Annotated in this window: 11 protein-coding genes; 6 read left to right on the top strand and 5 right to left on the bottom strand. The window is 71.6% G+C overall.

From position 1 onward, the window contains the following. Positions 1–22 precede the first annotated feature (22 nt). Both EG812_RS09620 and EG812_RS09615 read left to right on the top strand, forming a co-directional pair. The gene (locus tag EG812_RS09620; RefSeq protein ID WP_013736232.1) at positions 23–232 is read left to right on the top strand and encodes a DUF397 domain-containing protein; all 210 of its coding nucleotides are present in this window, start codon (positions 23–25) and stop codon (positions 230–232) included. Between the two features lie 151 nt (positions 233–383). After that, on the top strand, positions 384–1628 hold the full coding sequence (locus tag EG812_RS09615; RefSeq protein WP_126711357.1) for an outer membrane protein assembly factor BamB family protein: 1245 nt from the start codon (positions 384–386) through the stop codon (positions 1626–1628). Between the two features lie 116 nt (positions 1629–1744). On the opposite strand, the gene hisC is transcribed toward EG812_RS09615, so the two are convergent. The 4 genes from hisC to hppD are packed head-to-tail and all read right to left on the bottom strand — an operon-like array spanning position 1745 to position 5829. Beyond that, on the bottom strand, positions 1745–2845 hold the full coding sequence (gene hisC, locus EG812_RS09610; protein ID WP_126711356.1) for a histidinol-phosphate transaminase: 1101 nt from the start codon (positions 2843–2845) through the stop codon (positions 1745–1747). Then, positions 2842–3780, bottom strand: coding sequence for an RDD family protein (locus tag EG812_RS09605; RefSeq protein ID WP_126711355.1), 939 nt, complete (start codon positions 3778–3780; stop codon positions 2842–2844). The genes hisC and EG812_RS09605 overlap by 4 nt, the downstream gene beginning before the upstream one ends. Before the next feature lie 22 nt (positions 3781–3802). Then, a complete protein-coding gene (locus EG812_RS29930; protein ID WP_286047702.1) occupies positions 3803–4612 on the bottom strand; it encodes an RDD family protein in 810 nt (269 codons plus the stop codon). Between the two features lie 11 nt (positions 4613–4623). Continuing rightward, positions 4624–5829: a 4-hydroxyphenylpyruvate dioxygenase gene (gene hppD / locus EG812_RS09595; protein WP_013736227.1), complete on the bottom strand. Its 1206-nt coding sequence runs from the start codon at positions 5827–5829 to the stop codon at positions 4624–4626. Positions 5830–5967: 138 nt separating this feature from the next. Here hppD and EG812_RS09590 point away from each other — a divergent pair, with 138 nt between their 5' ends. Next, a complete protein-coding gene (locus EG812_RS09590) occupies positions 5968–6474 on the top strand; it encodes an Lrp/AsnC family transcriptional regulator (protein ID WP_013736226.1) in 507 nt (168 codons plus the stop codon). A gap of 56 nt (positions 6475–6530) precedes the next feature. Here the strand turns inward: EG812_RS09590 and EG812_RS09585 are convergent, their stop codons facing one another. Then, complete coding sequence (locus EG812_RS09585) at positions 6531–7517, bottom strand: ArsR/SmtB family transcription factor (protein ID WP_013736225.1); 987 nt, start codon at positions 7515–7517, stop codon at positions 6531–6533. A gap of 65 nt (positions 7518–7582) precedes the next feature. Between EG812_RS09585 and EG812_RS09580 the strand changes: the two genes are divergently transcribed. From EG812_RS09580 to EG812_RS09570, 3 genes are all read left to right on the top strand, one after another. Next, a complete protein-coding gene (locus EG812_RS09580; RefSeq protein WP_013736224.1) occupies positions 7583–8881 on the top strand; it encodes an MFS transporter in 1299 nt (432 codons plus the stop codon). Positions 8882–8984: 103 nt separating this feature from the next. Continuing rightward, complete coding sequence (locus EG812_RS09575) at positions 8985–10439, top strand: collagen-like protein (protein ID WP_050814803.1); 1455 nt, start codon at positions 8985–8987, stop codon at positions 10437–10439. 169 nt (positions 10440–10608) lie between these two features. Beyond that, complete coding sequence (locus tag EG812_RS09570) at positions 10609–12270, top strand: fumarate hydratase (protein WP_013736222.1); 1662 nt, start codon at positions 10609–10611, stop codon at positions 12268–12270. Positions 12271–12329 lie beyond the last annotated feature (59 nt).

The following is a 12329-nucleotide window of genomic DNA, read 5'->3' as shown; positions in this document are numbered from 1 at the left end:
GAAGCCGAGGGAGATGACGACGATGCACGATCTCGTGGGCGCGGTCTGGCGTACCAGCAGCCGCTCCAATGACCAGGGGCTCTGCGTGGAGGTGGCCGACAACCTGGCCCGCCGCCGCGGTGTGGTGGGTATACGTGACTCCAAGGATCAGGCCGGGCCGGTGCTGATGGTCAGCCCTCGGGGCTGGAGCGCGTTCGTCGGTGCGATCCGCGACGGCGACTTCGCCCGCTGACCGCCCAGGGTCTCCGGGGCGGACGATCTGCCCCGGGGCCCCGCATCATGATCTCGCCGGGTCGGCTGCCGCCCTCCGCCGCAGCGCAGCCTGACCGCAGCATCCGGGCCGTTCCGACTGGTGGGTAGGGTGCCGGGCGGGGAGGTACGGCATGGGGTGGACGACGGGGCAGCGGCGGATCGTGGCAGCGGTGGCGGCGACCGGGGTCGCAGCGGCACTCGCGCTCGTCGCGTACCGCGTCCTGGCGCCGGCCGAGGTCAGCACCACTGCCCGAGGCGACCACCCCGCGCGCAGCCAGCCGGCACCCGGGGTGGTGGGCCGGCTGCCGGCCGCCCCGCTGATCGTGGACGGCCGGCTGCGGGTGTACGCGGCACAGCGCCAGGTCTACGCCGATCAGCCGGCCGACGGTCGGCACCGGAGCACGCCGTACTGGTCGTACCGCCGGTGGCCGGCGACGGTGGACGCGGTGGTGGCGAGCGGTACGACTGTGGTGAGCCGGTGGTCCGACGGCAAGCTGGTGGCCCTCGACGCGCGTACCGGGCAGGTCATCTGGCGCGCGGACGGCCCCGAGCCGGACCGGGAACGGGTCACCCGACGGACCGGGTCGGCGATCGTCTGGCAGCCGCGTGGCGTCTCCGTGGTCCGGACGGCCGACGGCCGGGATGCGGTGGTGACCTCCGGTTCCGGCGAGGTGCGGGCTGTGGACCTGGCCGGTGGCGCGCAGCTGTGGCAGGCCGAGGTGGGGCGTGGTTGCCGGGAGCCGGTCGGTGGCAGCGCCGACGGCCAACTGCTCACCCTGGACCGCTGTGCCGGGCCGACGGTTGTCGAGTTCCGGGACGTGGCGACCGGGAAGGTGGGCGACCGGTGGCGTCCTCCGGACGCCGGTGACGAGCTGACGGCGACCCTGATCGGCTGCGCTCCGACGGGCTGCGCGGCCTTGCGTACCGCCGGTCCGGACGACATGTCGGCCCGGGGTTGGTTGCTCGGCTCCGGTGAGCCGGTTGCGGCTCCGGTGCTCGACGCAGCGGACGCCGAACTGCTCGACGGGACGGCCGTCACCTTGACGGACGGGCTACTCGTCGGCCGCGCGGTGCGTAACGGCACTGAGCGGTGGCGGGCGTCGGTCGGGCCGGGCCGGTTGATCGCCGTTCAGTCCGACCGGGTGCATGTGTTGACCGCAGGGAACGAGCTGGTCACGTTGGATGCGGCCAGCGGCCGTGAGCTGTCCCGGTTCGTCCTGAACGTGGGCTCCGACGGCACCGGGTGGCTGCCCGGGGCGGTGCACGCAGCCGACGGATACGTCACGGTGGAGCGGCTGCGGCGGCCGGTCGACCTCGATGGGGACGATCACACTTACTACTTCACCGCAGAACCGGTGATCATCGCCGCGACCTGATCAGCGCCCAAATATCCGCAAAGCGGACAAAGAAGACATAAGCTACTGGTGGTGGGTTTCCGGGCCGGTCCGCTGGGGGATGGCGGACCGGCCCGGTACGGCCTCGGGAGCCGGGCTCAGCCCAGCGCGGCCTCGGCGGCGGCCAGGAAGGCGTCGTTCTCGGCCGGGGTGCCGATGGTGACCCGGACTCCGTCACCCGGGAACGGCCGGACGATCACACCCCGAGCCTCACACGCCTTGCCGAACTCCAGCGCCCGCTCGCCCAGCGGCAGCCAGACGAAGTTCGCCTGGCTGGCGGGCACGTCCGGGATCAGCTTGCGCAGCGCCTCGGTGACCCGCTCCCGCTCGGCCACCACGAGGGCGCACCTCCGCTCCATCTCGTCGGCCTGAGCCAGCGCGGCCAGCGCCCCGGCCTGCGCCGCCATGCTGCTGGAGAAGGGGGTGACGACCTTGCGTACCGCCGCTGCCACCTGCGGCTGGGCGACCAGGAAACCGATCCGCAGACCGGCCAGCCCCCAGGCCTTGGACAGCGTGCGCAGCACCGCCACGTTGGGCCGGTCGGCGTAGGTGAGCCCGTCGGGCACCTCCGGGTCGGTGACGAACTCCCGGTACGCCTCGTCGATCACCACCAGCACGTCGTCCGGCACGTCGTCCAGGAAGCGGTCCAACTCCGCCCGACCGAGAGCGGTGCCGGTCGGGTTGTTGGGGTTGCAGACCAGGATCATCCGCGTCTGGTCGGTCACCGCCGCGGCCATCGCCGCCAGGTCGTGCCCGTGCCCGGCGTCGTTGGGCACCTTCACGCTTGTCGCGCCGCTTGTCGCCGCGATGATCGGGTACGCCTCGAACGACCGCCACGCGTAGACCAGCTCGTCACCGGGCAGGCAGGTGGCGCGTACCAGGTGCTCGGCCAGCGCCACCGAGCCGCAGCCGGTGGCGATCCGGTCGGGGTCCACGCCGTACCGGTCGGCCAGCGCCTGGCGCAGCGCCACCACGCCCATGTCCGGGTAACGGTGCACCCCGGCGGCGGCCTCGGCGACCGCCTCCACCACACCGGGCAGCGGGCCGTACGGCACCTCGTTGCTGGCCAGCTTGATGGCCTCCGGCAGACCCAGTTCGCGAGCCAGGTCGGCCGGGCTGCGGCCGGGCACGTAGTTGGGCAGCGCATCGAGGTCGGCACGGGTCAGCCGCACTGTCGGCTGGCGTCCGGTGTCGGTCATGGGGCATCTCCGGGTGGGTTGGCGCCGTCGGCGGGGGTACGGGGAACCTTGACCACCACGGTCTGCGCCCGCTTGTCGTGCAGCGCCTGTCGCAGCGGGTGGTCGAAGAGCGGGGAGAGTGCGTCGATCAACTGGAGCAGCAGACCGAGGCCGCAGCAGTACCAGAGCAGGGTGGGCAGACCGAGGGTGTTCCACCGACGCAGCGCGCGGCCGAAGCCGAGCGGGGCGTCCGCCTCGACCGGTACCGCCCGGATGCCCATCAGCCGCTTGCCGAAGCTCTGCCCGCTGGCCGCCATCGACGGCACCTCGTACGCCAGCCAGAGCATCGTGGCGATCAGCAGGATCACCACGATCAACGACCCGGTCTGGTCGCCGGCCTGCGGCAGCGGTTCGGTGTTGCGTTCCGGGTTCTGCAGGCGGCGGCCGAACTCGTTGAGCGGCACCGAGATCTCGTCCAGCAGGCGTGCGACGAACCAGCCGTTGACCAGCACGTTGAGCAGGAACACGATGCCGAAGTCGATGAGTCTGGCACCGAGTCGAGCGCCGAAGCCGGCCAGCGGCATACCGTGCGGCCGGGGCTCCGGTGGACGTCCGGGCCAGGTCGGGTACGGCCAGCCGGGCGGTGGGCCGTGCCGCGGATCGCCGGCCGGCGGCCACTGTTGCCAGCCAGCGGGTGGGGGATGTCCCGGGGGTGGGCCGCCGGCCGGTGTGCCGGGCGGGGTGGTCGGTGTGCCGGGCGGGGTGCCTGGTGTGCTCGACGGGGTGGCCGATGTCACCGGCTCGGGTTCCGGTGTCGGTTCGGGCTCGGGCGGGGGTGGGCCCTCGGGTGGGGTGGCGTCGACCGGGATGGGCGCGCCGATCCAGCCCTCGCCGTCCCAGTATCTGCGGGTTTGCGGGTCGGCGGGGTCGACGTACCAGCCGGGTGCCACGCTCACGTCGCGGCCTTGCTGTGCTCGGTCACCTCGACACCTTAACGACGACGGTCCCGGCGAACTTGTCGTGGAGGCACTGCTGCCAGGGCTTGTCCCACAGTTGCCATAGACCGTCGAGGTAGCTGCCGCCCGGCACCAGCGACCCGCCCACGAACTCCACGAGGTACCGCTTCCCGGCCATCCGTCGATCGAGGGTGGCGGTCGGATCGAGCGGAACGACCCGCAGGTTCATCACCTTCTTGCCGATGGTCTGCCCGGTCCGCTTGAGGTACTCGACGTGGTACAGCCAGTAGAACGCGAACATGACCGCGAACAGCGCGACCTGGAGCAGCAGCATCGGCAGCAGGATCTCCGTGATGACGTCGGCGGGGGTGGGGTCCGCCAACGTGCCGTCCGGGTTCGTTTCCGGCAGGTTGGCGAGGAGTCCGACCATGAAGATCAGGAAGACCGGCGCGAACAGCACCAGCAGCACGGCGGTGGCGATCGCCGTGTCGATCAGGTACGCCAGCAGCCGGTCACCGAAGCTGGCCAGCGGCTGCCCACCCGGCCCCAGCACCGGCGGTGGCGGACCGCCCGCCCACTTCGGTGGCGGCTGACCCGGATGCCAGCCGGGCGGCGGCTGACCTGGGGACCAGCCCGGGGGCGGCTGACCCGGCGGCGGGCCACCGGGGACGCCCGGTGGGGGTGGCGAGCTGGCCCAACCTGCGGGGGGCGGGGCGTACTGCGGCGGGAGACCGGCGGGCGGCGGGGCGTCACCGGCGGCCGGTGGCGGCCCACCGATCGGTGCGCCGCCACCGGCCGCCGGTGACGTGGGGTGGGGTGAGGGCTGGGTCACGCTCGACAGTGTTACAGGTTGCCGCGCTTCTCCTGCTCGCGCTCGATCGCCTCGAAGAGGGCCTTGAAGTTGCCCTTGCCGAAGCCGAGCGAGCCGTGCCGCTCGATGAGCTCGAAGAAGACGGTCGGGCGGTCCTGCACCGGCTTGGTGAAGATCTGGAGCAGGTAGCCGTCCTCGTCCCGGTCCACCAGGATCTTGCGGGCCTTCAGCTCCTCGATCGGCACCCGTACCTCGCCGATGCGGGCCCGCAACTCCGGGTCGTCGTAGTACGAGTCCGGGGTGTCCAGGAAGTCGACGCCGGCCGCCCGCATCGCGTCGACACTTGCCAGGATGTCGTTGGTGGCCACGGCGATGTGCTGCGCGCCCGGGCCCTGGTAGAACTCCAGGTACTCGTCGATCTGCGACTTCTTGCGGGCGATCGCCGGCTCGTTGAGCGGGAACTTCACCTTGCGGGTGCCGTTCGCGACCACCTTGCTCATCAGCGCCGAGTAGTCGGTGGCGATGTCGTCACCGATGAATTCGGCCATGTTGGTGAAGCCCATGACTCGCTTGTAGAACTCGACCCACTCGTCCATCCTGCCGAGTTCCACGTTGCCGACCACGTGGTCGACGGCCTGGAAGAAGCGCTTCGGCTGGATGCCGGCGTCGATCATCGGCTGCCGGTCCACGATCGGGCCGCGGGCGACGAAGCCGGGCAGGAACGGGCCGGTGTAGCGGGACCGGTCGACCAGGGTGTGCCGGGTGTCGCCGTACGCGGCGATGGCGGCCATCCGGACTGTGCCGTGCTCGTCGCTGACGTCGTGCGGCTCCAGCAGGCCGGTCGCGCCCTGCGCGGTGGCGTGCGCGTACGCGGCGTCCACGTCCGGCACCTCCAGCGCGATGTCGGAGACACCGTCGCTGTGCTTGGCCACGTGCTCGGCGCCGTCGGCGTCGGGGCGTACCACGCCGGTGAGCACGAACCGGGCCGAGCCGCTGGTCAACACGTACTGGGCGTGGTCGCGGTGGCCCTGCTCCGGGCCCCGGTACGCCACGCAGGTCATGCCGAAGGCGGTGGAGTAGTAGTGCGCGGCCTGCTTCGCGTTGCCGACCAGGAAGTGCACGTGGTCGAGGCCCTTGACCGGGAACGGGTCACGGGCGATGTCGTGGTCGACGGCGCCGACGAGGGCATCGACGTCGACGTCGTCGGTCGACTGGGGTCGGTCGATCGCCTGGGTCATGGTGGCCTCCCTTGCGTACCGGCCGGCCTGCTCGGCCGACGCTGTGCTCGTTCCCCGGACTATCACCGTGACCCCGCTCACTGAGCAACTGTCAGCTCTATCGCTGGTCAGGTTGCACAACAAGTAGGGTGGTCAGCCGTGAACCCTGGACAGGATGTACAGCTCGACGCGCTCGATGTCAGCCTCATCGAACTGCTCGCCGCGGAACCGCGGATCGGTGTGCTGGAGTGCTCCCGTCGCCTGGGGGTGGCTCGCGGCACCGTCCAGGCGCGGCTCGACAAACTCGTCGACCGGAAGGTGATCGGCGGATTCGGGCCGGAGGTGTCGCCCGCCGCGATCGGGTTCACGGTGACCAGTTTCGTCACCCTGGAGATCAGTCAACGGCACGGGCACGTCCCGGTGGCCAACCACCTGGCCGGGATTCCCGAGGTGCTGGAGGCGCACACCATCACCGGCTCCAGCGACCTGCTCTGCCGGATCGTGGCCCGCTCCAACGCCGACCTGCAACGGGTGATCGACCAGATCGTCGCGTACGAGGGCATCCGCCGCGCCTCCACCATCATCGCCCTGGACGAGCAGATCCCGTACCGCGTCCTTCCCCTCGTCCGCTCCGCCGTCCGGGGGGAAGGAAGGGCACCTTCTTAACGTCTCCGGTAGAGCAGGGGTCCCCTCTTAACACGGCTCAGTCCGGCTGAGACGGATCAGTCGGCGCACAGCGCGTCACCGAGCGGGGTACGCCGGTAGCGCACGGCCCGACCGGTGCGGATCCGGCTGACCAGCCCGGCCTCCCGCAGCACCGTGAGGTGGTCGCCGACGCCGCCGAGGCTGAGCCCGAGTTGAGCGACGAGTTGACTGGTGGTGGCGGGCAGGGCGAGCGCCCGCAGCACCGCCGCCCGCGAGCGGCCGACCAGCCGATCCAGGGCGTCGTCGGGGCGGGCCGGGTCGGGCGGCCCGAGCAACTCGGCCACCCCGGAGGCCCGGTAGACGATCGCGTACGGCCAGGGCTGCTCGACGTACGCGATCAGGGTGCCGAAGACGGTGGGCACGAAGAGCAGGCCCCGACCGGCAAGCGAGTGGGTGTCGGGGTCGTTGCTGTCGATCTCGATGACGCCGACGTCACCGGGGATCCAGCGCAGCCGGGGATCCAGGTCCGCGACGGCCGCACCCCAGCCGTAGGCGAGCAGGCGACCCGCCCGACGGACCAGGTCGCGCTCCAGGATCGCGCGCAGACGCGGCCAGTCCGGCTCGACCAGCGCCTTCCACGACTCCTCGATCGCGTCCGCGATCAGGTCGACCACGTTCGGAGCGGCGTAGATCCTGCGGGCGTACGCCGGTGGAGTGGCGCGGGGCCCGGCGAGGTTGCGGGCCAACTCGTCGCGGGCCTGCGCCAACGGGGTCGCCCGGACCGCAGCCAGTTCGCCGTGGAAGTCCCGGGCCGTGCCGTCCGGCGGAGGCTGGATGAAGTCGGCGTTGTAGCCGCCGCGACGCAACAGCGCCAGCAGCGCCCCGACCGCCGGCACCTCCCGGCGCAGCCGCTCGTACGCGGGCCTGGTCCGGGCCACCCACGGCCCCAGCCCGTCGGAGGCCCGTTGACCGGCGTGCAGCCGTAACGCGGACACCGTCTCGCCCAGCGGGGAGACGGCGTACCGACTGGCGGCCACGTCGGCCGGGGTGACCTCGATCCGCATGCCGCACCTTTCGCTTGACAGCGAAAGGATAGAGCGGACCGGGGCCTTCGACCACGCTGATCACCGTGACCGACACGCGTACGCCCACCGTCGAGCGGCCGGCGACCTTCGGCGACGTCTTCGCCGTGGCCGAGTTCCGGGTGATCTTCGGCAGCTTCGGGATCTTCATGATCGGCGAGACGGTGAAGATGCTGGCCCTCTCCGTGCTGGTCTACGAGCGCACCGGCTCCGGGCTGCTGGCCGCACTGGCGTACGTGACCGGGTTCCTGCCGCACGCGCTCGGCGGGGTGTTCCTGCTGGCCCTGGCGGACCGGATGCCGGCCCGCGCGCTGATCGTCGGGTACGACCTGTTGCGGCTGGCGGTGGTCGTGGTGCTCGCCACCGGGGCGCTGTCGCCGCCGCTGATGCTCGGCCTGGTCGCCGTCGTGGCGCTGTTCGGCCCGGTCAGCAGTGCCGCGCGGACCGCGCTGCTGCCCGAGGTGCTGCACGGCGACTCGTACGTGTTGGGACGGTCGCTGCTCTCGGTGGCCGCCGGGGGCACCCAGGTGGCCGGCTTCGCCGTCGGTGGCCTGTTGCTCGGGCTGGTCGGGCCCTACGGCGCGCTCTGGCTGACCGCGCTGACCTGCGGCCTGTCCGCCCTGCTGGTGCGCCTCGGCCTCACTCGCCGTCCCGCTCGCGTCCGCACCTCCCCTGCCACCGATGCCGTAAGCACTGGCGCTGTAGGCCCGGCTACCGGTGCCGTGGGCACAGCCGCGGGCCGGGGCAGGGGTGGTGCCGTTCGGGAGACGCTGCGGGTCAACCGGGAACTGCTCGCCGATCGACGGATCCGGGGACTGCTGCTCGCCCAGTGGCTGCCCGGCTCGCTGCTCGTCGGTGCCGAAGGCGTGGCGGTGCCGTACGCGGCGGAGTTGGGACCGGGTGCCAGTGCCGGCGTGCTGCTGATGGCCGGTGCGGGCGGAATGCTGGTCGGTGACCTGCTGGTGGGTCGGTTCGTGGCACCGGCGCGCCGGGAGCGGTGGACGCCCTGGCTCGCGCTGCTGCTCGGCGTACCGATGCTGGCGTTTCTGGCCGGTCCGGGGTTGCTGCCGGCGGCGGCGCTCTTCGCGGTGGCCACCGCGGGCTTCGCCTACCAGCTCGGGCTGGCCCGGCGCTTCCTCGACGCGGTGCCCGAGTTGCGCCGTGGGCAGGCGTTCGGGCTGGTCAGCACGGGGATGATGGCGATGCAGGGGCTGGCGGCGGCGGGTGCGGGCGGGCTGAGTGAGTGGCTCGCCCCGGGCGTGGTGATGGCGGTGGCCGGTGCCGCGTCGATCGCCGCGACGCTGGCGCTGTGGCCGGTGCTGAAGCCTGCCGCTCACCCGCGTTAACAAGGGGCCCTTCTACTACCGGAGGCGTTAATAAGGTGCCCTTCCTTTCACGACACGCGGTGTGGTGCGCGCGGTGCGAGGGGTGGGTGGCTACCGTGTTCCGGTGGCGAAGGGCAGCGGCCTCGGCGTGCGTGGCTGGCTGCTGCTTGGCCTGACCACTGTCGTCGCGCTGGCCGCGACCGGAGTCTGGAACCCGTTTCCTGGCATGTGGGACTGGGTGAACAGGCGGTCGCCCATCTCCGAGCCGGACCTCGTCTGGCAGCAGCGCATCGGTGGCACCCCGCGCAGCGTCACCATCGCCGGGGAGACGGTGGTGGTCGAACAACGCACCCGGGTCGAGGCCCGCAGCCTGGCCACCGGCAGCCAACTCTGGGAGCGCAAGGCCGACTGGAGCGCGGTGGCCGGCGGCGGTGCCGAGGCCGTGGTCGCCGTCGGTCGCCTGCTGGTCAAGGGGTACGAGGTCCTCGACCCGACCACCGGCGTGACCCGTCGGCGCGACAACGACGCGGTGGCCGTGTGGACCTACCGCAACCTGCTGCTCGACGCGCGTTGCGTGGAGGCGACCGACTGCACCCTGAGCGCCTGGGAACCGCGCGGGGTCGCGCCGCTGTGGACCGCCTTCCTGCCCGGGGTCAGCAGCGGCCTGCTCGCCGACAACCCGAACCTGCTCGACAGCCGTCGGCTGTCCAGCCCTCGGATCCACGGTGAGGTGGCGGGCCCGGAGACCGTACCGGCGCTGCTCGGCTTCCCGGTCGACGGGCGGGTGCACGTGGTGGACACCGCGACCGGTCGGGTGTTGCAGGACGTGGAACCGGGACGCGACGAGCGGCTCGCGGTGATCGGTGGCCGGCTGCTGCGCATCGTCGCCCGCTCCCAGGACGGCAACTGCTACTTCACGATCTCCGGCCGGGACGCGGCCACCGGGCAGGAGACCTGGCAGCGTTCCGGGCTCAACCTGCGTACCGCCGACAGTGCCGGGTGCGTGCAGCGGGAGGATCCGTACGGTGCCCGCAACGTGCTGGTCGGGGTCGCCCCGGACGGCCGTGAGGCGATCCTCGACGGGTACGACGGGCGACTGCTGCTGGCCACCGAGAACTCCGAACGGGTGCTCGCCGTGGACGACCGGTACGCGGTGGTGCGCACCGCCGGCCGGGACGGGATCTCCGGCCGGGAACTCAGCTCCGGTCAGGTGCGGTGGAACCGGCCGAGCGGCGAGAAGGCGGGTGCGGCACTGACCCCGTACGCGGCCGTCGTCGCCGACGAGAAGCCGAACCGGCTGGTGGCTCTGGATCCGCGTACCGGCCGGGAACTGGTCGCGCTGCGGACCTCGGCCAACGCGCTGGCGGTCGGTCCGGCCGGCATGGTGATCGGTGAGGGCCGTGAGATCGGGTACATCCGCTTCGGAGCGGCGAGCGGCGACCCGGCCCGCAACGGTGATCCAGGTCGCAACGGCGACGGGAGTGTGCCGGGGCCGGCGGGCAGTCCCGGCGCGCCGGGGCCGCAGGGCACCTGCGGGCCGAAGAACGAGCTGTGCGACGCCCCTGATTCCGGCAAGTGACGCCGTCCGCCGGGTCGGACGAGGGTGAGCGGCACCACCCCACCCGGTGGGTAGGAGTGATCGAACCTTCTGCCCTAGGCTTTGCCATCATGAGCGAGCGTCAGCGAGCGAATCACGGGTGTAGTGCGGTGGTGCCCCACGGCGGCACGGAGCGCAGTGGAGTGGCGGCATGAGCACGGAATTCTCGTACGCCCCGCTGTTGCCGACCGGGCCGGACCAGACGGAGTACCGCCTGGTCACCGACGAGGGCGTCGACGTGGTGAACGGTCCGGGTGGGCGCCGGTTCCTCACCGTCGACCCGGCCGCGTTGACCGCGTTGACCGCCGAGGCGATGCATGACATCGCCCACTTCCTGCGGCCGGCGCACCTGGCCCAGCTGCGGTCGATCATCGACGACCCGGCGGCCTCGCCCAACGACCGGTTCGTCGCGCTGGACCTGCTGCGCAACGCCAACATCGCCGCCGGCGGAGTGCTGCCGATGTGCCAGGACACCGGCACCGCGATCGTGATGGGCAAGCGTGGGCGGCACGTGCTCACCGACGGCAGCGACGCCGAGGCGATCTCCCGCGGCGTCTGGCAGGCGTACACCCGGCTGAACCTGCGCTACTCCCAGCTCGCCCCGCTGACCATGTGGGAGGAGCGCAACACCGGCAGCAACCTGCCCGCCCAGGTGGAGCTGTACGCCGAGGACCCGGACGGGCACCCGGACGCGTACAAGTTCCTCTTCATGGCCAAGGGCGGCGGCTCGGCCAACAAGTCGTACCTCTACCAGGAGACCAAGGCGCTGCTGAACCCGACGCGGATGATGCAGTTCCTGGAGGAGAAGCTGCGGCTGATCGGCACCTCGGCCTGCCCGCCGTACCACCTGGCCGTGGTGATCGGCGGCACCAGTGCCGAGTACGCCCTGAAGACCGCCAAGTACGCCTCCGCCAAGTACCTCGACGCGCTGCCGACCTCCGGCTCGATGACCGCGCACGGCTTCCGTGACCTGGAGCTGGAGGCGGAGGTGCTGGAGCTGACCCGCAACTTCGGCATCGGCGCGCAGTTCGGTGGGCGGTACTTCTGCCACGACGTACGGGTGGTCCGGCTGCCCCGACACGGCGCGTCCTGCCCGGTGGCCATCGCGGTCTCCTGCTCGGCCGACCGCCAGGCGGTTGCCAAGATCACCCCGTCGGGTGTGTGGCTGGAGCGACTCGAAACCGACCCGGCCCGCTACCTGCCCGAGGTCACCGACGCGCAGCTGGACACCACCGAGGTGGTACGCGTCGACCTGAACCGGCCGATGGACGAGATCCGCGCCGAGCTGTCGAAGTACCCGGTCAAGACCCGACTGTCCCTGACCGGCCCGCTGGTGGTCGCCCGAGACATCGCCCACGCCAAGATCGCCGAGCGGTTGGACGCGGGCGAGCCGATGCCGCAGTACCTGCGCGACCACGCCGTCTACTACGCCGGCCCGGCGAAGACCCCGGAGGGCTACGCCTCCGGCTCGTTCGGCCCGACCACCGCCGGCCGGATGGACGCGTACGTGGAGAAGTTCCAGGCTGCCGGCGGCTCGATGGTGATGCTGGCCAAGGGCAACCGCTCCGCTCAGGTGACCCGCTCCTGCGAGCAGCACGGCGGCTTCTACCTCGGTTCGATCGGCGGCCCGGCCGCCCGGCTTGCCCAGGACTGCATCAAGCACGTCGAGGTCCTGGAGTACGCGGAGCTGGGCATGGAGGCGGTCTGGAAGATCGAGGTGGAGGACTTCCCGGCCTTCATCGTCGTCGACGACAAGGGCAACGACTTCTTCGCCGAGGTCACCAAGCCGGTGCTTACGATCGGCCGCCGCTAAGAAAACTGAGGATTCTGAGTTCCCCTTGATTTTGAGGGGACGGCTGTTGCGCTGAAGAT

Origin of the sequence: Verrucosispora sp. FIM060022, from assembly GCF_003977705.1 — a bacterium.
GTDB lineage: Bacteria > Actinomycetota > Actinomycetes > Mycobacteriales > Micromonosporaceae > Micromonospora > Micromonospora gifhornensis.
This window is presented reverse-complemented; position numbering and strand designations above follow the sequence as displayed.